The 25,303-nt window shown below is 39.8% G+C and carries 19 protein-coding genes and 1 pseudogene; 5 read left to right on the top strand and 15 right to left on the bottom strand.

From position 1 onward, the window contains the following. Positions 1–135: 135 nt before the first annotated feature. Positions 136–2,094 carry an alpha-glucuronidase gene (locus tag CXM95_RS17755; RefSeq protein WP_101699612.1) on the bottom strand — a complete coding sequence of 653 codons (1,959 nt, stop codon included), beginning with the start codon at positions 2,092–2,094 and terminating at the stop codon, positions 136–138. Between the two features lie 610 nt (positions 2,095–2,704). Between CXM95_RS17755 and CXM95_RS17760 the strand changes: the two are divergent. Continuing rightward, positions 2,705–2,833, top strand: a pseudogene (locus CXM95_RS17760) (helix-turn-helix transcriptional regulator); the annotation flags it as partial. Here the strand turns inward: CXM95_RS17760 and CXM95_RS17765 are convergent. From CXM95_RS17765 to rplM, 11 genes are all read right to left on the bottom strand, one after another. After that, the gene (locus tag CXM95_RS17765; RefSeq protein ID WP_016621137.1) at positions 2,816–3,049 is read right to left on the bottom strand and encodes a helix-turn-helix domain-containing protein; all 234 of its coding nucleotides are present in this window, start codon (positions 3,047–3,049) and stop codon (positions 2,816–2,818) included. The pseudogene CXM95_RS17760 and the gene CXM95_RS17765 sit on opposite strands and share 18 nt — an antisense overlap. A gap of 804 nt (positions 3,050–3,853) precedes the next feature. Further along, complete coding sequence (locus CXM95_RS17770) at positions 3,854–4,210, bottom strand: hypothetical protein (RefSeq protein ID WP_101699548.1); 357 nt, start codon at positions 4,208–4,210, stop codon at positions 3,854–3,856. A 665-nt stretch (positions 4,211–4,875) separates the two neighbouring features. Continuing rightward, positions 4,876–6,066, bottom strand: coding sequence for a DUF262 domain-containing protein (locus tag CXM95_RS17775; protein ID WP_101699549.1), 1,191 nt, complete (start codon positions 6,064–6,066; stop codon positions 4,876–4,878). After that, a complete protein-coding gene (locus CXM95_RS17780) occupies positions 6,066–6,677 on the bottom strand; it encodes a hypothetical protein (protein WP_101699550.1) in 612 nt (203 codons plus the stop codon). The genes CXM95_RS17775 and CXM95_RS17780 overlap by 1 nt, the downstream gene beginning before the upstream one ends. A gap of 16 nt (positions 6,678–6,693) precedes the next feature. Continuing rightward, the gene (locus CXM95_RS17785; RefSeq protein ID WP_101699551.1) at positions 6,694–7,821 is read right to left on the bottom strand and encodes a DNA cytosine methyltransferase; all 1,128 of its coding nucleotides are present in this window, start codon (positions 7,819–7,821) and stop codon (positions 6,694–6,696) included. A 619-nt stretch (positions 7,822–8,440) separates the two neighbouring features. Then, on the bottom strand, positions 8,441–8,602 hold the full coding sequence (locus CXM95_RS17790; RefSeq protein ID WP_101699552.1) for an AlbA family DNA-binding domain-containing protein: 162 nt from the start codon (positions 8,600–8,602) through the stop codon (positions 8,441–8,443). A 639-nt stretch (positions 8,603–9,241) separates the two neighbouring features. After that, positions 9,242–9,799: a hypothetical protein gene (locus tag CXM95_RS17795; protein ID WP_101699553.1), complete on the bottom strand. Its 558-nt coding sequence runs from the start codon at positions 9,797–9,799 to the stop codon at positions 9,242–9,244. Between the two features lie 103 nt (positions 9,800–9,902). Beyond that, a complete protein-coding gene (locus CXM95_RS17800) occupies positions 9,903–10,319 on the bottom strand; it encodes an LA2681 family HEPN domain-containing protein (RefSeq protein WP_312845294.1) in 417 nt (138 codons plus the stop codon). Between the two features lie 27 nt (positions 10,320–10,346). Beyond that, positions 10,347–10,526, bottom strand: a complete 180-nt coding sequence (locus CXM95_RS17805) for a transcriptional regulator (protein WP_233499134.1) — start codon at positions 10,524–10,526, stop codon at positions 10,347–10,349. 256 nt (positions 10,527–10,782) lie between these two features. Next, positions 10,783–11,175, bottom strand: a complete 393-nt coding sequence (gene rpsI, locus CXM95_RS17810; RefSeq protein ID WP_003128901.1) for a 30S ribosomal protein S9 — start codon at positions 11,173–11,175, stop codon at positions 10,783–10,785. Between the two features lie 15 nt (positions 11,176–11,190). Then, a complete protein-coding gene (rplM, locus tag CXM95_RS17815) occupies positions 11,191–11,637 on the bottom strand; it encodes a 50S ribosomal protein L13 (protein WP_301280258.1) in 447 nt (148 codons plus the stop codon). Positions 11,638–12,043: 406 nt separating this feature from the next. Between rplM and CXM95_RS17820 the strand changes: the two genes are divergently transcribed. Continuing rightward, on the top strand, positions 12,044–13,258 hold the full coding sequence (locus CXM95_RS17820) for an argininosuccinate synthase (protein ID WP_005233014.1): 1,215 nt from the start codon (positions 12,044–12,046) through the stop codon (positions 13,256–13,258). Positions 13,259–13,312: 54 nt separating this feature from the next. After that, positions 13,313–14,692: an argininosuccinate lyase gene (argH, locus tag CXM95_RS17825; protein WP_101699555.1), complete on the top strand. Its 1,380-nt coding sequence runs from the start codon at positions 13,313–13,315 to the stop codon at positions 14,690–14,692. 40 nt (positions 14,693–14,732) lie between these two features. Here argH and CXM95_RS17830 read toward each other — a convergent pair whose 3' ends face one another. After that, entirely contained in the window at positions 14,733–15,221 is a 489-nt protein-coding gene (locus CXM95_RS17830) for a Dps family protein (RefSeq protein WP_005230382.1), read from the bottom strand. 125 nt (positions 15,222–15,346) lie between these two features. On the opposite strand from CXM95_RS17830, the gene CXM95_RS17835 reads away from it, so the two are divergent. Beyond that, positions 15,347–16,018 (top strand): prepilin peptidase, encoded by a 672-nt coding sequence (locus CXM95_RS17835; RefSeq protein ID WP_101699556.1) that lies wholly within the window; start codon positions 15,347–15,349, stop codon positions 16,016–16,018. 81 nt (positions 16,019–16,099) lie between these two features. Here CXM95_RS17835 and CXM95_RS17840 read toward each other — a convergent pair whose 3' ends face one another. Then, on the bottom strand, positions 16,100–22,624 hold the full coding sequence (locus CXM95_RS17840; RefSeq protein WP_101699557.1) for a Spy0128 family protein: 6,525 nt from the start codon (positions 22,622–22,624) through the stop codon (positions 16,100–16,102). 295 nt (positions 22,625–22,919) lie between these two features. Between CXM95_RS17840 and CXM95_RS17845 the strand changes: the two genes are divergently transcribed. Continuing rightward, the gene (locus tag CXM95_RS17845; protein WP_101699558.1) at positions 22,920–24,335 is read left to right on the top strand and encodes a helix-turn-helix domain-containing protein; all 1,416 of its coding nucleotides are present in this window, start codon (positions 22,920–22,922) and stop codon (positions 24,333–24,335) included. Positions 24,336–24,400: 65 nt separating this feature from the next. Here the strand turns inward: CXM95_RS17845 and CXM95_RS17850 are convergent, their stop codons facing one another. Then, a complete protein-coding gene (locus tag CXM95_RS17850) occupies positions 24,401–25,300 on the bottom strand; it encodes a ketose-bisphosphate aldolase (protein ID WP_034871971.1) in 900 nt (299 codons plus the stop codon). Positions 25,301–25,303: the final 3 nt, after the last annotated feature.

Raw genomic sequence — 25,303 nt, forward strand, 5'->3', positions numbered from 1 at the left:
CTTCCTCCTGATTCTTTTTAGTAAGTTGGATAAACTAACTTATATTACAAAAAATTTTACCTCTGGTTGAAATCTTTTTTCTCAGTGATCTAAACGGGCTATCTCTTCTTTGAAGCCTAGCACGTGATTCTCTTTCTACGCATAAATTTGACGTCCATGTGCATCTGGAATGCCGCTTTTACGATAAAAATACGTGTTGATTTGATCCCGCCAATCTCTAGCAGAACGAACTTGTTCTTGCAATCGTTCGGCGACGTTTTGATAACTTTCTTCATCGATTTGTCCCTGTAAGGAAGCCCACTCGGTAACATATTCCTCTACTTTTTCATAGCCTTCGAAATGCGTGTCATAAATGTGTTGAATGATCGTTTTGCCGCTTTGTAAGACATGGTCGTATGGCAGATGGTGGAAAAATAAGACAAGTTCATCTGGGCAAGTTTCTACATTTTCGTATGTTTCACACCAAGCATCCGCATACTGGCTTACATAGCCGGTGCCGTCTTTTAACGTTCGATTGACGCCAATGCCCTTTCTATCCGCAAAGTGATACGTCCCCCATCTATCATATTCGTAGCCATCGACATCAGGCCCATAGTGATGATTGGGACGGACCATAAAACCGATACCTAGTGGGGCAGTATAATTTTCATAGGTCTGATAGGACGTAGCGAGGATTGCAAGTAGTCGTTTTTTTGCAGAATCATCTAACTCAAAGGACAAATCGATCCATTCGCAAAGAATAGCTTCTGTGCTTAATTCATTGTTCCAAATCAATCTGCCATAGCCAAAAAGGTTAGCTTGCGCTAGCTTGTGTCCGGTCCAATTATCATCCATGCCGACATTGACGACTGCTGCCACGCCAGAGTATTTAGGATTTGGACTTTGCTCTGGTAGAATCTTCTTTACTGTGGCGTGTTCAAGCGGATGCTTCGTATCAAAATCTAGCACATCTTTCCACATCGGTAGTAAGCAGCAAATGTGCTTTTGTTGTCCGGTATACTCTTGCGTCACTTGGAATTCCAACATTTGATTGGTGTGTTTTAACGCGCCAAAAAGCGGCGTCACGGGTTCCCGTACTTGAAAATCAATCGGTCCATTTTTAATCTGTAAAATAACATTTTCCTCAAACGTACCGTCTAATTTCATGAAGTGGTCGTAGGCAGCTTTGGCACGATCAATTGAGCGATCTCGCCAATCCTGTAAACAATCATAAACAAAGCAGCGCCATATCAGTAGCCCTCCATAGGGTTGCAACGCCCGTGCCAGCATATTGGCACCATCATTATGGTCACGCCCGTAAACAAACGGTCCCGGTTCCCCTTCAGAATCAGCTTTGACTACAAACCCACCAAAATCCGGCATCACCTGATAGATTGTATCTGCTGTTTTTTGCCAAAATGCAATAACTTCCTCAGCTAACGGATCGGCGGTCATTAGTCCTCCAACGGATAAAGGTGCCGCAAAGTTGATACTTAAAAACGTCCGAATCCCATAGGCAGCGAATGTATCTGCGATCTTTTTAATCTCGATCAAATACGGTTCCGTAATAAACCATTTGGCATCTCCTCGAACATTCACGTTATTGATAGAAACCGCATTCATTCCGATGGAAGCTAAGAAACGCGCATAGTCGCGTACCGTTTCATGGTCTCGCCGAAACTGATTGTTTGAAAAGAAAATCGATTCTCCAGCGTACCCACGTTCGATCGTCCCATCAAAATTATCCCAATGATTGACCATACGAATGGCTTGATTGGGAATCGACCTCAGATTTTCTGGCAACTCAGTGGTTCGAATCACATGCTTGTAAAGTTCAAAGAAGCCATATAACCAGCCTTTACTAGTGTTCGCATAAACGACTGTCTGATTGTGCTCATGACTGATCTCAAATCCTTCATCCTCAAGCAGCGCATCCGTTGCCTTTTTGAAATATAACTCTGCATTTGTCTCTTCCACACAGCGGCACATTGGAAATAATGACTGCATCTCTCGTTTGATCGTATCCGTCAATTGGTCCGACTGCTCGAAACTATATGTCGAAACTACATCAGTTGCTACACGCTTTTTTAGCCAACACTCGTCTTTCTTTCTCATTGCTTCATCCCCTCTTTTATCTAAAAAATCCCTTCCGGCAGTATCCAAGCAACTTCACTTTCTATGTGAATCCCTCCTCAGAACTTTTTGATTATTTGATAGACGAATAGAAACCGAGGCTTGCTGACACTTTATTTTATAAATGAAATGTGTCAATACCTGTTATTTTAACTTCCCCATCTGAAACACAAAAAAAAGGATTAGACGACTGTCCAATCCTTTTGACATAGCGAAATAAGCATAAGGCATCCTGCATAAAATCCCAGAAAATCTGCTTTTCCTACTAGAAAAAGAACAGAATATTAGGTACAATAAACAGGTCGATACCTTAGGGTATTGACTATGGCAACTTGATTAGTCAGGCGAATTGACTTTTCAAGGCCTCGTATTGGAGCGCCAACTCTGATACGAGGTGCCTTTTTTTATTCGGTTTCTATTCCCCTCTATTGTATAGAAACCCGTTTTGGAAAGCAAGACCAAATCCGAGGGAAATGATTTAATAACAGAATTGATTTATGGTTTTTTGATGGATAAAGTAATCGATGTGTACAATTTGTTATTATGCTGTAATCTCTTTGACCGTATTAATATTATCATATGAGGTGATTTTGTGTATCATAGAATTCGCGACTTACGCGAAGACAAAGACTTGAATCAAGAACAACTTGCTAAACTACTGAATATCAGCCAAACCACTTACTCCCGCTATGAGTCAGGGAAATTAGACATTCCTACTCAACTTTAATATCCTCGAGATATCATCAATCTCCAACGCATCTGCAATCCTTTCAATGTGTTCTAAATAAATTTTTTGTCTTTTTCCATTTGCCAAATTGCTTAAATTTGATGGCTCAATTCCCGACAACCTTGCGAGTTCTCTTAAAGACATCTGACGTTCTGCTAATAAATCGTTGATTAGCACTTCCACTTTTCTATCACCTTCATTTTCGTTCATTTATATTTCCTCCTTGTGTTGTCTATATAAACATGGTATAGTACAATAATTTTAGATTGTTGTTCGTATAGACATGAAGTTTATAAATATAGAAGAAGGTACCCTTATGACATCGGATAATGAAAATAAAGAATTACTGACAAAGAAGAATCATCCGATTAAAACCATTACTCAACAAGATATCAATGTATTATAAACAACACATGAGCAATTTCGATCATGGTCATCGATGCTAGAGGTATTAATCAAATTATTTGGTTGTAAAAAGACCCGCTTAATAATGAAAAATTATTCAAACTTACTATTAGATACGAAAAAAGACACTCTCCAAAAAGAGAGTGTCTCGAATCTTCGATAAAAAGATTAACGTTTTGAAAACGAAAATAAGTACTACATGCAAACATCTATGTTGTCAAATCCACTTACAGCAAAGTTTAACAGCTTTTGAGGTGGATGTAAATAGAAGAAATTGGACTTTTACTGATAGCACTTGAACCAATTTGAACCATGAGAGATGATAGTTGAATACAAATTCTGTTAATAAAACTTGATTTAAAAATCATTAATCGCATCAGTCATAATTTGTAAAAAGTGTTCTTTCTCAGGTGCTTCATTAACACAATAGAGTACCAATGAATTTCTGACATAATTAGCATGATCACGTAAAAGCTTTGAGTTCAATGGAAATCCTTTAGTATTTGCAATTAAATCGGCAAAACGCATAACAGTACGAGCATTTCCTTCTCTAAACGGATGGATTAACCATAGTCGAGCAATCAAGTCTGAGAACAGCGGAATCGTATCTTACACACTAATATCAGACCACTTTCCTTGGTTCAGATCATCAATAATCGTTTCAATCTGAAGCTGTATTGAGGGGATTTCACCATATGTTAACGACACGCCTCCCAGAATAGCTTCTTCTTTATAGATATCTATCGTTCTAATCTGCCCTGCCCAATCGTATAGATCACCAAAAATGTATTTATGAACCTCAAGAAATGTTTTGTAGTTGAGCGGCTTATTTTCAAACCAAGCGCCAATATCTAGCAATTTTAAATACGTGATATCTGCTTCAGTTTTTTCAAGAAGAGCCCTATCCGTTATAACTAATTTATTTTGCAAAACATCAGTCTCTTGAATCAAATAAGGATCAAGCATTTTTTAAACCCATTGTACGATATTTTTCAATAACCGTTTCCAAAGCATCCGCAATTTCCATGTTACCAGCCACATATTCCTCCACTAATTTCATTGTATAATTGGAGGGTTCTGCAGCATCTAAAGTTGAATAGCTCAAAGCATCATTACGAAGCTTCTCACGCTCAATTTTAGTCGTATTTTTTACCGAGTATTTTTAATCAGACTAATCTTGTCAACTCCTTTTAGAACATTGGATTGTATTCATTATACCATCCTTTTCAATTTTATTTGTGCCATCGAACTCAATGTATCAACAAATTAAAAAGACTCTTTTCAAACCTTAAAAAGATATAACATAGTGATAGTACTTTTAGTAAATAATGGTTGGAACAATAAAAAAGGCATCTCACGAAGTGAAGTGCGAAACGCCTGAAAATACTGATATATCAAAGATTAATGTCTAGATAATTCTAAAGCTTTACGAGCCTTCTTAAGAACTAGTTACGCATAAAAATAACATACACCTTTAAAATTAGTTGTGATACAAATTCTTTTTAGCACTTTTTTCAAAATGCTAAAACAATGAATTTAAATTGATTTTATTGTATTCATACATAAAACGCACCTAGAAATTATTTGCAAACAAGAACGTGATTCTATTAATAAAACAACATAAATATTTTTTATTCTTCTTCGACTATATCTAAATCTTCTTTATCTAAAGTTTCAAATAAAACAATCTGAGGATCTATTTCATTTCTATAACACTTAGCAATTTCAATTAATTGTTCTTTTATATCATCAGTAGATTCAATACAAATTTTATAAAGAGTTTCAAACCTTATTACTCGATTGTTTACTTTATTTATTCCTTCTGAAGAAGCTAACTTATATTTTTTTATATTTTCGTTAATATCATTTAGATTGCTTTGAGAAAAATCAATGTCATATTCATTTCTAAATCTACTATACGCTTCTGCAAATAGTTTAAACTTCTCAAATATTTCTTTGGAAACTTTTACATCATTCTCTATCATTTTAAAAGCAACACAAAACATTGTGTATAATTGAGCCTTCTTAGATAAAAAGCTTTGAGTTGATTTATCTAATAGCTCTAGTATGATATCTATAGCTTGCTCTATTTTTGTGCGTAACTCTCCTTTTTCATCAAAGCTATTGCAATAATCAGTATAATATTGGGTTATTTTTCTATCGCCTGTTTGGTCAACAATTCCTTCATTGGCTAGAATATAAATTGAACAACAATATCTCACATCTTGCATTCTTCTAGCATCAGACGCACTGAACACTCTACACTCTTTCCAAAAATCTAGTTGAGATAAAGCTTCTGATGCATCACCGAATACGCTCTCGACACTGTTCAATTTTTCTTGAGAGTTCAGGCTGTAATTTGTCAGATTCAACCTATAAAACATTTGTTTTATTTTATCTTTACTAACTTGATGATCAATATTCACTACAAAAACTTCATATTTCCAAATTTTTAGCTTTTCATCATCTGTTAGTTCAGTAAAATATTTATTGCCATAAATTGACTTGATATCCTTATCTAATAGATACTTTTCATTTAGCGAAAAATTATCATTTATAAATTCAATAATCGCTGAAATTCGTTGCTGACCATCGACAATATGCGTAATCGTTTTCCCAGTAGAAGGGTCAATTTCAGCTGGCCAGAAAAAAACTTCAGGCATTACATAACCTAACAGAATTGTTTCAATTAATCTCACTTTATCCTGTGGCATCCAAACCTTACGTCTTTGATAAGTTGTATCTACAACAAGACGCTCCTTATTAACTTCTTCATTAATTATATCGACTGTTTGGAAATTCCTACTATACAATTGTGGCATTATCTCTCTCCTTTTTTTATTTCATTTAATGATTGAATATGATATTCTTCAAAATCTTCCCAACTACGATACAAACGATAAGTAATTTCTGGTTGAATATATAAATCTCTTCGAAGTATTTTTTTAGATTCTGAAGCAAGGCTATTCCATTCTTTTCTGCAACCATCTATCAGCTCTAAATTTTTCTCATTTATATATCCACGATATATACCTCTAGAGATTTTTTGATAATGTCTTTTATTAATTGGACTATAAGATTTCCGGAAGAGATCCCAATAATTTTGGAAAAGTTTATCTGAAACAATAGCTATGTCAATATCTGATTCATTCTCGTCAAAAAGTCTAAATAGTTTGTTTGAAAAATCAGAAATTGGTGCCAAACTACAGCCAATTTTACTACTACCTACAATAGAAATATTGTGAAAGCTTATTTGTAATGATTGACTAATAATTGCTTTAAAATCATCAGTCAATCTAATAGAATCTTCTTTATCTCTACCAATAACTTTTTCAAAATACCAATTATCTGAACGTAAGATATGCTTAGAATAAAATTCTTTTGAAGTTAATTCCGTTACATCAGATTTTATTTCACTTAAAGTATAAACCAAAACAACCTTTCCCTTCTTAAATAATTTTATTATCTAATAAATAGTCCATTATTGTTTGCGCTATTCCTTTCGATAACAAGAAAGGAACACCATTCCCGATTGTTTTAAACATATTTGATAAGCTCATATCATGAGGAAGTTCAAAATCAGAAGGTAAAGATTGTATAGCAAGGGCTTCTGCAGCAGATATTCTTCTTATTTTATAAGGATGCAAATGAACTTCATTATTTCCATATGCAGCAGTGGGAGAATATCTCCATCGATGTAATCGTTTATAAGATTTTTTCCCAACATCACCTTCAGAAATTGCCTGCATTTTAGCTAATCCGGCACGCGGTCTAAAATGATCATGTGCATTAGGATGATTATAAACCTCGTTTTTGTTAAACCAATATTCAACAGTAAGTTCTGGAATACAATTTTCTGGGCAAATAGTGAATTCATTAGGTTGGAAATCATTCACATTAGGCCAATCAATATTCCTTATTTCGTCCATTTCATATTGAGCATATTTTCTCCAAGGAAAATCTGATATTTCATGAAAATTATAATGTTCCTCACACAGTAATTTTTTTTGCACTCCAAATAGAAAAATTCTTTCCCTATCTTGAGGTACACCGAACTCTAGAGAATTGGTTAGTCTTTCTGTAGTACAATACCCTGCACTTTGCAATTTTAATTTTAATTCCTCATAAAACTCCCTATGTCGCTTAGTTTTCCATAAGCCTTTCACATTTTCAAAAAGAAAAAAATCCGGCTTCATATCAATAATCAAGTCAACATAACTCATTGATAATTTGCCATTTTCCCCGTCTTTCCCCTTGTTTTTCCCCCCCACAGAAAAATCTGGACATGGTGGGCCTCCAATAAATCCAAGGACTCTATTTTCTTTTTTTACCTCTTTAATATGCTTTATAAGATTTTCTCTCTGACCGTTAAAATACTCATTTATATCAAGATTTTGGTATCCAAATCTAGGTAATGGTAAATTCATTTTATCTCTTGAATAGCTATAGACTTCTAAAAAAGGGGCTGATATTTCATTCACTAATTCTATATTATAACCTGTTTTTTCAAAACCTAAATCTAAAAAACCACTACCTGAGAAAAAGGAAAAAATCGATACTTTTTTCTGACTGTTCAAAATTTATTCTCCTTGTTTCAATACCCGTTCTGTTATCATATGAATTACTTCGAATACTGATATTTTTTCATACATTCTTATGCTATTATACCTTATTAGTCAATACAGTAGATACTAACACTTTTCTTTACTTACTAGGCAATCGCCACAAAGGGTTGCGCCCCAAGCGACCATCCTTTGTGGCGATTTTGCCTGTTGCATAGCGGCGCGCCACTATGCATGCCCCGTTCTAACAGGTGACTAGCTATAAACAACAAAAAGTTAAAAATTTCCTATTATGCATTGAGATATCAACGTTTTCGATGTCTCATTGGCAATGACAGTGTCATAAATTTGAGATTAAAGCTCCCTATCGAAAAACGCTACCATCTTATTTAATTCAACTTTAAACGGGTCATAGATATCTATTTCATCATTTTTTTGATTGATACTATAAATTTTCTTTTGATTATCATATTCATATCGAGTAATGATAGCTGTATTGTCTTGTTTAACTCCATAGTAAAAATCATCGATTCTATCAATTCTACGTCCAATAAAGGAAATTGACGGGTATAATAATCAATTTCTATTTGAGATCTCAAAGTCGGTAAATTACGAAGCTTTTCCTTTTGATGTTCTAAGAAAGTAATCGTCCTTTTTTAGGTTCCGAGACTCCTAAAATTATTTTTCCTCCCTGAGTGTTTGCAAAAGCACTATATGTTTCCCATACATCATCTGGTATATTGTCTCTTGCAGTTTTATATTCTATAAATCTGCCTTCTGGTTTTAAATTAAACAAATAATTCACCTCTCATAGTTTTTAAATACATTAAAAGAATTAATTCAGAGTATTACGTTCACAATGCTTTTTATTTCTCTCTATCCACATTCGCTCGAATATTCATCTCTTTTTTGCGTCAAAACTCTATCTGATAAACACTTTTTTTGTTGGTTAATTTTCTTCTCTCAAAATCACTCGAATAGCACTCGAATGTCGCTCGAATATTCATCTCTTTTTTGCGTCAAAACTCTATCTGATAAACACTTTTTTTGTTGGTTAATTTTCTTCTCTCAAAAATCACTCGAATAGCACTCGAATATCGCTCGAATATTTATCTCTTTTTTGCGTCAAAACTCTATCTGATAAACACTTTTTTTGTTGGTTAATTTTCTTCTCTCAAAAATCACTCGAATAGCACTCGAATATTCATCTCTTTTTTGCAACAAATACTAGTTGTTAAAATATGGTTGCAAACATGAAGTTAAATATATAAATGATGGTTAATTATGACTGATATGTCACTTATTTTTGCATTAATCATTTTATTAATAAAATATCATCTTGATTGGTATTCTAATCGTATTCAAAAACGTATTCAAGTTGCGTGGCGTGCTTTTGATTGAAAAAAATGAACAAGAACGAATTTAATGAATAAAACTATTTATATTGATGTGAATAGAAGTCCAGAATTGGCACCCCCTTATCAATAAGATAATTTCCAATACCACATTCAATATCGCTACGCTCTTTATCTCCTATATTCGGTAAAGGAAAAACTAGCACAAAATCTTGTTGCCATTGTTTGTTTAGATGACTGATGATTTTACCAGATGTATTAGTCATATCGAAATTTATATCGTCGCTTGCAGCCACAACGCCTAAATACCCATCTATAGTAAATTTCATCCATATTAAGTGATTTCGATTATTCAACTCATACTTTTCTTTCAATTGGTTGTAACTTTTAGAATATATTCTCGGTTTTAAAAAGTCAGTTACATTTTTGATTTCTAGACTGACTGGATTTTCAAATCCTACCATCTTTAAAAACTCTATTACTATAGGAGTGATTTTTTCGAGTGGATATGTATCCTTCAAGGCTTCATCTTCAGCCTTATCAAATCTTCTTTTCATTGCTACTTCTTTAGTGATATATCTCCCTGCTCTTGGTGCTCCGCAGCTAACAGTATATTTGTACACTTCTTTTTCAAACATAGGACTTTCCTCGATTCTTGTTGGTTATTAGATAGGTTATCAATAACTCCAATATTTGTTTGAGTCATCACAAATTTATAGCTCCTGCTTTTGAGATACGAAATTATAACTTCCAATCATCTTTATACTCAGGCAAAGGTCTTCCTGGAATAATGAGCCCTTCAGAATTGGTAGATTTCCTTTTCTCTTCCACATTAATCAACATAACTAATAGAATTATCGCTTCTCTACATGCCCTTAAAAGATTGACTGCTAAATCATGAAATTCTTCCACTGAAATAATTGTTGCGAGCTTATCTATCTTATACTCCTCTGAAACAATATTTGCATATGATAGAATTTTTAAATATCTATGTTCCATTACATTCCTAATCTCATACGTTCGATTCAATACAGGGTTCATATAGTCATTGTAATCAGAAATTGAATTTCCATAAAGATCCTTCTTCATCCAATAAACAGCCTTTAAAATGTAATTAGATTCTGCAATTTGTAATAAAGGACTATTCCCATCCCAAATAAATCAGTAATCGTTGACTACAAGTAGTCATTGAAGCAAATCTTCATAAGGCACCTGTAGAATATCCCTAATAGCTCTCAATTGATCCAACTTAATGTGTTGGCGGCCACCTTCAATCTTAACCAACGTTTCCCTAGTTATAGCGATTTTACGAAGCTGTAAGTCTCTAATCAGCTTGGTTTGACCAATTCCTTTTTCTAATCGGATTCATCTAATATTGCTACCGATTACATTTTCTTTATCAATAATTTTTTCCTCTTTCAAGAATAGCACACTTTTTGGACTAAAATTAGTCCTTTTTCTTACTAATCTTAAAGATTCGGCATGCTACAATGGGACTAGTATTAGTCCATATTCACTTTTAAGGAGGAATTTTTTTGAAAAAATTTGCAATCATTACCAGAACGAAAAAAAACACCTTCTCGCAATGAGAAAGTGTCTGAAATCGTTGGTATACCAACGATTAACGTTTTGAAAACTGTGAAGCTTTACGAGCTTTCTTAAGACCTGGTTTTTTACGTTCAACCATACGCGCGTCACGAGTAAGTAAGCCAGCACGTTTAAGAGCTAAACGGAAATCAGGATCAACTTGTAACAATGCGCGTGCGATACCGTGACGGATTGCACCTGATTGTCCAGCGTATCCACCACCATTTACGTTTACAAAAACATCGTATGAACCTTTAGTTTCTGTAACGCCGAATGGTTGGTTGATTACTTCACGCAAGTCTGCGTGTGGGATGTATTCTTCAACATCTTTTTTGTTAACAGTAATTTTACCAGTACCTGGTACTAAACGTACGCGGGCTACTGCATTTTTACGACGGCCAGTGCCGATATATTGAGCTTGTGCCAATGAAATTCCCTCCTATTAGATTAAGTTTGTGATGTCCAATACTTCTGGTTGTTGTGCAGCATGTGGGTGTTCAGCGCCAGCATAAACATGAAGTTTCATTCCTTGTTTACGGCCTAAAGTGTTTTTAGGAAGCATGCCTTTTACAGAAGTTTCGATCAAACGACGAGAATTTTTAGCACGTAATTCTCCAGCAGAGACTGATTTCAATCCTCCTGGGAAGTTTGAGTGACGGTAATAAATTTTATCGCTTGCTTTGTTACCTGTTAATTTGATTTTTTCTGCATTAATGACGATTACGAAATCGCCTGTATCCACATGAGGTGTGAATGTTGGTTTATTTTTACCACGTAAGACAGATGCTACTACTGCTGAAAGACGACCCATAGGAACATCTGTTGCATCTACTACGTACCATTTACGTTCTACTTCGCCTGGTTTGGCCATATATGTTGTACGCACAATTTTTTCCTCCAATTCAATTTCACGAATGTTTGACATACACTTGAGTTTCCGGGGCTCTTGTGGGGCAAACAATACCATATAACATAATACCTTCTATAAAGCCTAATGTCAACGTAATTCCGCCTCTTTTTGAAAATTTTCTCCATTCGTTTTCTGCCATTTTCTCTGAAAAACGAAACTTGTTGTTGCAGGTTTCTAAAACTGAATACCATAATGAATATTATGTATAAAATTTCATTAACAAAGTGAGCATCCACTTCTTTTCCTTAATCACCGATAATAGTATAAAAACCTGATAATCGCCACTTTTATGTATAAATATTTAATTTTACCCTTGATTTATTATTTTTATTCTGATAAGATAGCTTCAATCACTTGAAAACACGCGGAAAAGGAGTTAATAAGTATGAAAGAAAAAGTAATATTGGCCTATTCTGGAGGATTAGATACCTCCGTCTCAATTAAATGGTTAACGGACCAAGGATACGATGTGGTGGCTTGCTGCCTAGATATCGGTGAAGGTCGCGACACCCAATCCATTAAAGACAAAGCTTTGGCAGTTGGCGCGATTGAATCTTATGCCATCGATGCCCGCGAAGAATTCGCCCAAGATTTTGCTTTGATCGCTTTACAAGGCAATACTTTTTATGAAAATTCTTATCCTCTTGTTTCCGCTTTGTCTCGTCCATTGATCGCCAAGAAATTGGTGGAGTTGGCATTAGCGACTGGCGCAACGACCGTCGCCCACGGCTGTACTGGTAAAGGCAACGACCAAGTTCGGTTTGAAGTGGCGATTGCCGCTTTAGCGCCTCACTTGAAAGTGATCGCACCGGTTCGGGAATGGAAATGGTCCCGAGAAGAAGAGATTGCCTATGCGGCTGAAAAAGGAGTGCCGATTCCCGCTGACTTGGACAATCCATATTCCATCGACCAAAACTTGTGGGGACGTGCCTGTGAGTGCGGCGTCTTAGAAGATCCTTGGGCAACACCGCCAAAAGGAGCCTACGCCATCACGCAAGAATTAGAAGATACTCCTGACGTACCGACGATCGTTGAGATCACTTTTGATCAAGGGGTACCGACCGCCATTGATGGCGAAACGATGAATCTAGCAGAATTGATCATGAAACTAAACCGGATGGCTGGCGAACATGGCGTTGGTCGGATCGACCATATCGAAAATCGTCTGGTGGGGATCAAATCACGGGAAGTTTATGAATGTCCGGGAGCGATCGCTTTGATGACGGCTCATAAAGAATTGGAAGATTTGGTCTTCGTGCGGGAATTGGCGCATTTCAAGCCAATCATTGAGCAGCAATTAGCCCAAGTCATCTATGACGGCCTATGGTTCAATCCATTGACGGAAGCCTTGATTACCTTCCTGAAAAGCACACAAGTCTACGTCAACGGAATCGTGCGTTTGAAATTATTCAAAGGCAACGTCATTTGTGAAGGACGGAAATCTGAAAACAGCCTGTACGATGAAAACTTAGCAACGTATACTTCTGCAGATACCTTTGATCAGCATGCGGCTATCGGCTTCATCAAATTATGGGGACTGCCAAGCAAAGTGCACGCTGAGATCCAAGCACAACAGCAACTAACAGAAACATTGATTTAAGTATGCACGGCTGAAGCTGCCGCTTCAGCCGTAATCTTTTTTTGAGGTGAGAATATGGCAAAATTATGGGGCGGACGTTTCGATGGGAAAAATGAAGCATGGATCGATGCTTTTGGGGCTTCCATCACGTTTGATCAAAAGTTAGCAAAGCAAGACATTCTTGGCAGTTTGGCCCATGTCAAAATGCTGGTCCATACGGGCATCATCAGTCAAACCGATGGCGAAGCGATCATTGACGGCTTGACCACGATTCAGCAGCAATTAGCCGCTGGCGAGTTGACCTTCACGATTGAAAATGAGGACATCCATTTAAACATCGAGACATTCTTGCATGAATTGATTGGACCAGTGGCAGGCAAATTGCATACTGCCCGTAGTCGTAATGACCAAGTGGCGACCGATATGCATTTGTATTTGAAAGAAGTCGTGCAAGAGGTGATCACTTTGATCGCTGAATTGCGAGAAGCGCTGGTTTTACAAGCCGAAGCCAACATCTACACCATCATGCCCGGTTATACCCATCTCCAGCATGCACAGCCGATTTCTTTTGCCCATCACCTCTTAGCCTATTACAGTATGCTGACACGTGACCAAGAGCGTTTCAGTGAGAGTTTGAGCCGCATCGATGTGATGCCTTTAGGCAGTGCCGCTTTGGCAGGAACTACCTTCCCCATCGATCGCGCCTTCACCGCTCAAGAGTTAGGGTTCAGCAATATTTACAGCAACAGCCTAGATGCGGTCAGCGATCGTGATTTTATCTTGGAATTTTTAAGCAATGCCTCTTTATTGATGATGCATCTGTCTCGTTTTTGTGAAGAGCTGATTCTTTGGTGCAGCCACGAGTACCAATTCGTGGAACTGACCGATACCTTCTCAACTGGCAGTTCCATCATGCCTCAAAAGAAAAACCCTGACATGGCGGAGCTGATCCGTGGAAAAACAGGACGTGTCTATGGGAACCTCTTTGGTCTTTTGACGGTCATGAAGGGCTTGCCGCTGGCGTACAACAAAGATTTCCAAGAAGACAAAGAAGGTATGTTTGACAGTGCCGAAACCATCACGAAAAGCTTGCAGATCATGACGGGCATGATCGCAACGATGAAGGTCAATCAAGCACGGATGCAAGAATCCACTGAAAAGGATTTTTCCAACGCAACAGAATTAGCGGATTACTTAGCTGGCAAAGGCGTGCCTTTCAGACAAGCCCATGAGATCGTCGGCAAGCTCGTCAGTGAGTGTTTGAGCAAAGGCATCTATCTGCAAGATGTTTCCTTGGAAGACTACCAAGCGATCCATCCTGCCATCGACAGCGATATTTTTGAAAAACTTGATTCCTATACCGCCGTCAAAAATCGTCATTCCTATGGCGGCACCGGTTTTGATCAAGTGGCACAGCAAATTGAAGCCGCTAAAGCATTATTGGCGGGCAAGTAAAAAAACCAGCGAAGAAAATTCTTCGCTGGTTTTTTGTTGATTAATGACGTACGCGAGATTTCGCTGGATCGATCAATGGCGCTTCGCCTAAGTGCGCTTGGATCATCCAAATACGTTTTTCGATGGCTGTTTTGAAGCCGATGAAGATATCTTGGGTTGGATCGTCGCCTTCTTCACCAGATACTTCGATCCCTTTTTGGTATAAGTCCGCTAAATAACGGTAGCCTTCCACCAATGTAGCTAAGCGTTCTGGAATCGTGCGGTCCCAGTTACCCACTTCATCAGGGATTTGAGTGTGCTCTGCCATTTCACGCAAAGTTGAATATGGTGAACCGTCTAATGTAATCAAGCGTTCAGAAACTTCATCCAATTGCTCATTTAGATCATCCATGAATTCGTCCATCATTGGATGCAATGTCAAAAAGCCAGGTCCACGCATGTACCAGTGTGTTTGGTGAACGACCATAGCCATTTGGCTTAAATCAGCAACAAGTTGGTTTAATACTTCTTTTGTTTGTTCAAATTTCATAACGATTCCTCCTCTAAATTATCTATTTTAAGGATAATACGAAACAAATAAAAAGTACAACAAAATCATCTATTTGAGAAAATTTCTCACTCTCTTACGTATTTCTTTATAAGGAGGATCAAAAAATGACGATTTTCGTGTTTTTTTTAGGCGCTTTACTCGGCTTCTTTTGGCTTATGCTCTTACATACCCTGTTTTGGAATCCACCAAAAAGTGATTCTCGTTCTCATTACCCGAGGGTGAACAAAGTTTCGGATAACCATTGGTTTTTTCTCCTCCCTACAAGATGGCCTTCACCCCCGCTTTATTGGGTCTTCGCCTGCGTATGCTATGGCGGACTTTGCGGGGTTGCCTTTCATGATTCCGAAAGCTTCCTGACCTTTGTCTGGCTGACCAGTGCCTTTTTACTCAGCTTGACCGACTTGATAGACTATAGCGTCTACCCGCAACTGCTGTACCCCGCCCACCTGCTTCTCGCGCTGGCACAGCTTAGAAGCGGCGCTTCTTTTCAATGGCTGTCTTTAGGCGTGCTGGTTCCACTGGTCTTTTTTGTCTGGCAGGAAAAAATGGGCGGCGGCGATCTCTTAGTGCTGGCAGGTTGGAGTATTTGGCTAACGCCGACGACCCTTTTGGCTCTCTTACTAATAGCCAGCAGTCTTGGTCTCCTCGCTTTTTTTAGCTATCAAAGCATCTGGAAGAAACGATTGGCGCAGTTGCCCTTCGTTCCCTTCTTGAGTCTTGGTTTGCTGATTGTTCGCTTTCTAGCGTTTCATACTTTTGACGCTTTTTTTCTTTGAAGTGAAGAAAAACAAGGCAGGAAAAAGCGGAACAAGTTGGCCTCATCCCGCTTTCTCTTTCTGCTCTGTTGCTTCCCCTGCCTATGATAACGGCGTCCGTTTTTTGCGATCAAGGTAGATGCCTACTGCGATCACTACTAACAACAATCCCAAGACGACCCAACCAGCGGTCGTGGTGTCATTGGTTTTCGGTAAGTTACCAGTTCCCGGCTTCGTTGTTTTGCCTTCTTTGACACGATTGTTGAATACCATGTCTGCCGTTTGTTCCGCTTCAGCCACTAATTTTCCTGCTTGCTCTTTGACTGCGACCGTTACTTGATAGGTGGTTTCATCATAGATGATCGTTGCGTCATTGCCAGCTTTTTCACGAATCGTGTAACGATGTTCCCCAGCATCGTCATACGTCAATGCATCAAAGGTAATCGTTCCATTTGCGTCATTGCGTTGGGTTTGCAGAACCTTTCCAGCTTCATCCACTAATTCAAATGCGAATTCGTTGGCTTGCAAGTCTCTACCCGTCAAGACTTTCTTAGCACTTAGTACGACACTGCCAGCTTTTGGTTGGTAGCTGTTTTCGAAGACTTGATTGTCTTCATATTCCGCCACTGCGGTCAACTGTCCAGCTTCATCGGTGACCGTTACGACTACTACCAGTTCTTTTGCATCGTAGGTGATGGTACCGTCAGTTCCTGTTTTCTCACGAATGGTGTAGTGGTACTCACCTGTTTCATCATAGGCGAGAGCGTCAAAGTAGATTTGTCCAGTTCCATTATTGGCTTTTGTCTGAAGTACAGTTCCGGCTTCATCGACTAGTTCAAAATCGAATTCATTTGCTTGTAGTGTACGACCAGTTAAGACTTTCTCGGCACTCAATACAACACTGCCGGCTTTTGGTTGGTAGCTATTTTCAAAGACTTGGTTGCCTTCATATTCCGCCACTGCGGTCAATTGCCCGTCTTCATCGGTGACGGTAATGACTACTGCCAGTTCTCTCGTATCGTAAGTGATGGTGCCGTCAGTTCCTGCTTGCTCACGGATGGTATAGCGGTATTCGCCAGCTTCCTCATAGGCGAGAGCGTCAAAGTAGATTTGTCCGGTTGCATCATTGGCTTTTGTTTGAAGAACAGTTCCTTCTTCATCGACTAGTTCAAAATCGAATTCATTTGCTTGTAGCGTACGACCGGTCAATACTTTCTCAGCATTCAGCACCACTCCGCCAGCTTTTGGCTTATAGTCGTTTTCAAAGACTTGGTTGCCTTCATATTCCGCAACTGCGGTCAATTGTCCGTCTTCATTGGTGACGGTAACGACTACCGCTAGTTCTTTCGTATCGTATGTGATGGTACCGTCAGTTCCTGCCTTCTCACGAATGGTGTAGTGATACTCACCGGCTTCCTCGTAAGGGAGCGCGTCAAAGTAGATCTTGCCAGTGGCATCATTGGCTTTTGTTTGAAGTACAGTTCCATCTTCATCCACTAGTTCAAAGGCAAATTCGTCTGCTTGTAACGTGCGGCCGATCAAGACTTTTTCGGCACTCAGTACGACACTACCAGCTTTTGGTTGATAGTCGTTTTCAAAGACTTGATTGCCTTCGTATTCGGCCACTGCGGTCAACTGTCCGTCTTCATCAGTGACGGTCACAACTACCGCTAGTTCTTTTGCATCGTAAGTGATGGTACCGTCAGTTCCTGCTTTCTCACGAATGGTGTAGTGATACTCACCGGCTTCCTCGTAAGGGAGCGCGTCAAAGTAGATCTTGCCAGTTGCGTCGTTGGCTTTTGTTTGAAGAACAGTTCCTTCTTCATCTACCAGTTCAAAGGCAAATTCATTGGCTTCCAGCGTGCGGCCGGTCAATACTTTCTCAGCATTCAGCACCACTCCGCCAGCTTTTGGCTTATAGTCATTTTCAAAGACTTGGTTGCCTTCATATTCCGCCACTGCGGTCAATTGTCCGTCTTCATCGGTGACGGTAACGACTACCGCTAGTTCTTTTGCATCGTAAGTGATGGTACCGTCAGTTCCTGCTTTCTCACGGATGGTGTAGTGGTACTCACCTGCTTCCTCGTAAGGGAGCGCGTCAAAGTAGATCTTGCCAGTGGCATCATTGGCTTTTGTTTGAAGAACAGTTCCTTCTTCATCTACCAGTTCAAAGGCAAACTCGTTGGCTTCCAACGTGCGGCCGGTCAATACTTTCTCAGCATTCAGCACCACTTCGCCAGCTTTTGGCGTATAGTCATTTTCAAAGATTGTATTGCCATCATATGTTGCTTTTGCCACTAGTTGCCCGTCTTCATCGGTTACTTTCACGACAACGCCAATTTCTTTCATGTCATAGGTAATGGTACTATCTGCGTCAGCTTTTTCTCGAATCGTGTAGCGGTATTCGCCGACTTCGTCATACGTTAATTCATCGAAGTAGATTTGTCCGGTTGCGTCATTGGTTTTTGTTTGAAGTACGTTGCCTTCTTCATCTACCAGTTCAAAGGCAAATTCGTTGGCTTCCAGCGTGCGGCCGGTCAATACTTTCTCAGCATTCAGCACCACTTCGCCAGCTTTTGGCGTATAGTCGTTTTCAAAGACTTGATTGCCTTCGTATTCCGCAACTGCGGTCAACTGTCCATCTTCATCCGTCACGGTCACAACTACCGCAAGTTCTTTTGCATCGTAGGTGATGGTATCATCAGTTCCTGCTTTCTCACGGATGGTGTAGCGGTATTCGCCTGCTTCATCATATGCGAGAGCGTCAAAGTAAATCTTGCCAGTGGCATCATTGGCTTTTGTCTGAAGTACAGTTCCTGCTTCATTGACTAAATCGAAGTCAAATTCTTCTGCTTTCAAATCACGACCAATCAGCACTTTCTCAGCGCTTAAAACGACACTGCCAGCTTTTGGTGTATAGTCATTTTCGAAGACTTGATTGCCTTCATAGACTGCTTTCGCAATCAACTGGCTGTCTTCTTCCGTGACGGTCACGGTTACCTTTAGTTCGTTGTCGCTATAGGTGATGGTTGGATCATCGCCGGCTTTTTCCCGAATCGTGTAATGGTATTCGCCAGGCTCATTGTAAGTGATGGCGTCAAAGGCAACTTGACCGTTGCCATCATTGGTTTGTGTTAAAATCACAGAGCCAGTTTCATCCACTAGTTGGAACGTAAATTCGCCGTCTTTTAGCTCGCGCCCATCAAGCAGCTTCTGAACATTCAAGGCGTGGGTCGTTTCTTTGATTTCCCGCTTGTTGGCTAGTTCAAAGACATAATTGACTTGCTTATCAGAAATAGTGAAGGTGTACTGAGTCGCATCTCGTTCGTATCCGTCCGGTGCGGTGATTTCTTGGATCATATAATCGCCGTAACGCAGATTGTCGATCCGATCAATGGCGTTGCCGTTTTCCATGATCTGATTGTTTTTCACCACCAGGTTCGACAAGATGACTTCATAGGTATTTTGTGCATTTTTGCGGCTTAATTGGAAAACCGCTTCTTCATCGATCCCTCGTTCTTTGGTGCCATCGGCATCGTATTTCACGATTGTCAAGGAACCGTTCGTCCCAGAAGACGTTCCGCTGCCATCTGTCGATTTGATGGTGATTTCTTTGGTCACTGTGTGAATCTCGATCTCACTACCCGTCAAATTGACATTGTTGGTCACCCGTTCATTGTTCAAAATCCCGGGGTCAAGTTGTGTTTGATAAACGATAAAGTATGGTTTATCAATCATTTCTTCAAAAGCGATCACTAACGATTGCGTCCCTGCTACCACATCCGAGGTGATTTTCGGATTGTCTTCGTTGGTGAAGGTGACTTTTTCTCCTTTTTCCCACGTACCATTGTTTAAGACCGCTTCATACACATCTACGATCACGGCATCGTCGGCATCTCGTAAAAAGGTGTGTTGATTGTAGTTGATGGTATCGGTCACTACCGCATTGTGGATTTTGCGGCTGTCAGCATTGATCATGACTTCCCAATCGATCAAACGATTGTTTTCGGCATTCTGACTACCGTTTTTCATCAACCAGTCCGTTTTCGCCGACTTATCGGCTTGGCCATCCGCGGTCAACGTTGTATCGTTGTCTGTCAACGTGATGGTATTTTTGTAGGTAATTACATCTTCCGCTGCTTCCGTTGCCAAGAAGACCGCCAGTGTTTCTGACGTTTCTTTCAGCAAGGTGATCGTAACTTTCTTCGTGTCAGGGTCATAGGTGTAACTGTAATCCTCGTTTAGCACCAATTGCTCTTTTAGTGCTCTGACTTGCGTCGTATATCCACTTACTGTGACCGTGTAAAGCGCCAAGTCTTTCAAGGTTTGGCCTTCTTGCAGCTGGTCCGTGATGATTGCATCTTTGTTGATTTTTTCTTTGTACGTATTGAATAGCCCCATCCAATAGACTTGATCGCTAGAGGCGGTCTGCTCATCAAAAATAGTTCCTAAGTTCCGACCTAATACGGCAGTAATCGCTTTGGCGACATCTTCCCCTTCACCAATAAATAGGCCGTATTTCAAGGCATTTTTTAACCAGTTGGTATCCATCCAAGTATTGGATTCAGAGGCTTCCGTGAACGTATTGCCGGCTTCGTCTTTATAATGGACAAACGCTGCATTACTAAAACGACTGCTAGAACTTCCTAATGCGATCTGCTGTGAAACATCGAAGCTAGTTTTGAAATTAACCGTGATCGTTGCCGAGGTCGTTTGGTACGCCCCTTGCAGCTTGATCCGAAAACCAGTCTCAAGTTCCTTCGTTGAGCCATCGGCTAGCGTTTTCGTTTCTGTGATTAGCTCTAGCGTATAGTCGGTATTGAGCTCTAAAGGCTCGGTCACTCCGCTTGCCGTCACTACCAGCGTATCCGCCAACAAGGCCAGTGCGCTGCTGTTTGCGCCAGAGATCAATTGATAGCGGTCTTCGATGATTAGGTCACTGACTTTTTGCTGATTGGTATTGGCATCAATTTTCCATGCGACAGTCTTCGTTTCATAGTCTTTGGTGCCAGCTGTTTTCACGACACCGATCGTTTTGGTTGGCGTCACTGTCCCACTGCCCGTCAATGAGGTATTTTGATTGTCGCGGATCGAAGCGTAGTTGTAAATACGAGTATCAGCTAGAACAGATTCATACAACTGGGTATCGTATTGGATCTTGTAGTAACCAGCTTTGGCAAACGTGATGCCAAAGCGGACGATTTCCCCCTCTTTATCCAGCTGGTACGTCCCATCAAAGGACCAATCTTCTGCTGGGATAGAGTTACCATCTTTGTCCGTGATCACCAAAGTCTCTGGAACAAAAAAATGTAGGGCTTTTTCAGGATCCGTTCCTGAATAGGTCTGATCCAAAACTCTGGCTTGGTCTTTGTCCAATGTGACGGAAATTTCCCATGATGCTCGTTTCGTTTCTTGATCATAGCCTTTGAACCGTTTGTATTCCGATTGCTCATCGTAAGTAACCGTTGCTTCTGCAGTTTTTTCTGTAAAATCGCTGCCGTTGATTGTTGCCGTGTTTTTGAAAGAAGAAGCCGTTGGATCGGTGACTGCACTATTGATCACGATTCGAACCGGTTGATTAACCGTTTGATTGAAGGTAAACGTGTTGTTAACGCTGTTAAAGGTATATAAGCCATCGGTACGAACCCACTCCTCGGTGGCTTCATCGTACAAGTAGCCTGTCGAAGTACTATAAGACAAACCTTGAGGCATTTTATCGGTGATCACCACATCATGCAATTCACGACTGGTTTGGTTAAAAATAATTTCCCAAACCACTGAACCGCTGGAAGTCACGTTACCAGTCTTAATGATGTCGACTTCATAAATAGGCAATGTAATGATGATCTCATGACCATCTTCATCGTAGATCCCAGTATGAATCGTCACTTCTTCGGTGACAGTGCTCACACTTAATTCCGTAATTAGATCGATAGTCCCTGAGCGGTTGGAAAGTGTTTGTGCCGCTTCGTTAAAAGTAACAGTCAACGTGCCATCGAGTGCTAAGGTAAAGGTTCCGATCGATTGCCCACCAGAACGGGTCAATTCGCCGTTAACGGTGTTATGAATAGCAAAATATTCCGGTAATTGATACGTATAATAATCGCCAGCGCGAATTTCTTCCGTATCTGCTAACGACCAGTCAAAATGAATTTTGATGTTGCCGTTATACATCGGTGGATTTTCGGCAGTGAAGGGTTGATCGTTTAAGTCAGTAATTCGGACATTGTCAAAAAGTTGTACTCCCCGTTCGTTTAGGTTGGCACTAAGATTCTCAGCGGTAGTAGAAGCTTCCGTTTCCGCCTCAGTATCTGGTGCTCGGGGTTGAATGCTGTTTTGATTCAGTGTCGAAGATGCTTGGGTTGCTTGACTTTCACTAGAGACGGTTGCTTGTTCTTCTTCTGCTTGACTCGTTTCTGACTGAACTGCTCCCGCTGTCGATGAATCCGTAGGTGCTTTTTCCGTATCGATCGTTCCCGTCTCAGGCTCGGTACTTTCCAGCGTTTCAGTCGTTCTTTCGGTACTTTCGGTTGCGTTGATTGCTTCTGCTAGTATGATCGTTGGTTCACAAAAAATGGAGCCAAGCAAGACTAGCAAACATATATAGATAGAAAATTGTTTTTTCATAATTATTCATTCCTTTTTTATTGAAATTTTTTCAATTGATCTCGGAAGCGCTCGACGAATAACATTGTTCAACAGTGAGCAAGATATCCCAACAAACAACTGCTTTTTGCCTCCTCCCCATGATTCAAAAATTTTGGTCTTTGCTACTTGTATCAAACGTATTACTACTATTCCACACTTCTATTTTCCCAAAATTTGGGGGTGGGATGTATTCAAAAAAAATACAACACGCAATTTTTTTGAATACATGTAAAAACGTGATACTATTTACTTAAAAGGGGGCTCAGGGGCAATCATGTTACGGAAATTGTTATCATCTACGACACAAAAGAAACTACAGCTGATTGAGTATTTATTAGACGATCAGGGAACGAGTCTTCACGATTTGGCAGTAAAATTTTCCATTTCAATGTCTGCAGCAAAAACCTATATCGCGGAAATCGACAATGAATTTTCGTTTCTGGACTTACAATTTGACGATTATTCAGCTGTTCGCCTCCACTTGCATCCCTTTGCTACTCGGCTAGACGTATACAGCCAGTTTTTGACTCGCTCTTCTGCATTTCAATTATTGGAACTACTCTTCTCATCAAGTTTCACTAGTTATGATATGTTGGCTCTAGAATTAAATTTAAGCAAATCGTCGATCATTCGTTTGATCAAGAGGATCAACATGGTTCTGGCACCATATGATTTCTTCATCGCGACCAAACCCATCCAGTTAAAAGGAAATGAACACAACATTCGCCAGTTTTTTCTGATTTTCTTCTTAGAAAAGTACCAGTATGAATTTGTGGATGCCAACATCAACCAAGAACAGGATTTTTTGAAAATCGCCCGTATCATGGCAGCAGCGACGCCCTTAAAGCTTTATTTTTCCGACATCAAAAAAATCGCTTTTGTGATCTATATCAACACGAAGCGCGATCGCCTATACGCCTCCAACCCCAATGGAAACCACGTCGAATATTTCTTAGAGAAAATCGATTTGAGCGAATTTACCGGCTACAGTCGGGCCTACGTCGAGAAAATGGTCGGTTATGTCACGACCCATATTGGTCAGGACCCCAACGTCTTTCGTAAGACCAAACAAGAGTTTTATCAAATGACCAAACGTATATTTAAAAAGTACAACTATCATGAAGCCGACTTTGAAGAGAAACTCGACGCTGTGGTCTTTTCTTATTTTCTTGGGATCAACTTGCGCGTTCCTTACTGCATCTTGGATGATCGCTTTGCTCGTTTTGTCAACAACTGTGATTTGGTCCAACAGGCAGTCAATCTAGACATCGTTCACCTTTTGACCCATTCAAATTTACCGATCATTCGACCAAGTACGATCAATTACCTGATTTATATTTTCCATATATCTTTCCCAAATTTCGCTAAAGAAATCATCGATGCCAATGCTGGCTTTCGCTTAGCTTTGTTTTATGATACGAATAGTTACCATACGGAATTTATCCAAACGAAAATCCAACAGTTTATTCCTTATCAGCTAACCATCACGATTTTAAATCCTCTGGACTCGTTTTCTCTGACCAAACTGGACGAGACTTATGATTTGATCATCGGCAATCTGACCCCCTCCTGCAGAAAAAACTTATTTCATTATGCAGACATCAACCTGACTTCGAATGATTTGGCGTTTATCGCTCGGCAGGTTCAGGAAAAGGGGATTCGTATGCTGCAAGAAAAGAATGCACAATAAAAAAACACCCTTGAAAAGCCGCAATTTAGCGATTTTCGAGGGTGTTTCCATTATTTGTTTGCTGGTTAGTTTTGTTCACTACGCCATGGCTGGATATTTTGCTGGCGATACAGAGCTGCTTTCCCAATTGCATTGAAGAGGGTCATTTTTTGCGTAACCACTGCTTTGGCTGCCTCAATGCATTCTGGGTAAATAGCATTTGGATCCCATAATTCTGTTTCAGCTAAAATTTGACGGCATTTTTTGTAAAAGGCGTATTTATAATCAGAGGAGATATTTACTTTTTGGATACCGATTGCCACTGCCTGAGCGATTTCTTCATCGGGATTGGCCGATCCGCCATGCAACACCAATGGGATATCGACACGATCTTTGATTTCTTGTAAGACATCCATTTTTAATTCCGGTTTGATATCTTTCGGATAAATACCATGGGCAGTTCCAATCGCAACTGCCAGTGTGTCAATGCCTGTCTTCTCAATGAATTCTTGTGCATCTTCTGGACGAGTATAAATCACTTCGGAGACGCCCCCTTCAACGGAGGTTCCGGTATTACCGATCGTTCCCAGCTCGCCTTCGACAGACACCCCAATCGGATGGCAAATCTCGGTAATCTGTTTTGTCAGAGCAATATTTTCTTCGAAAGGCAGCAACGACCCATCAATCATCACTGAGCTGAACCCGCAATGGATCGCCCGCATAATACTCGCCAGACTGTCACCATGATCCATATGGATCACGATTGGCACAGAACTGTTTTTCGCTCTGGAAACTGCATAGTGGAAAAATTCATCCTTTGTAAAGGCCAATTCTGTTGGGTGGACCGCAATGATGGCTGGTGCATCGTTTTCTTCCGCTGCTTCGATAACGACGCGTAAGAAGTTACTGTCTGCGACGTTAAAGGCACCCACGGCAAATTGATTTTCTTTGGCAACGGTCAGTAATTGTTTCATATTGATCAACATATA

This window comes from Enterococcus sp. CR-Ec1, from assembly GCF_002850555.1.
GTDB classification, from domain to species: Bacteria; Bacillota; Bacilli; order Lactobacillales; family Enterococcaceae; genus Enterococcus_D; species Enterococcus_D entomosocium.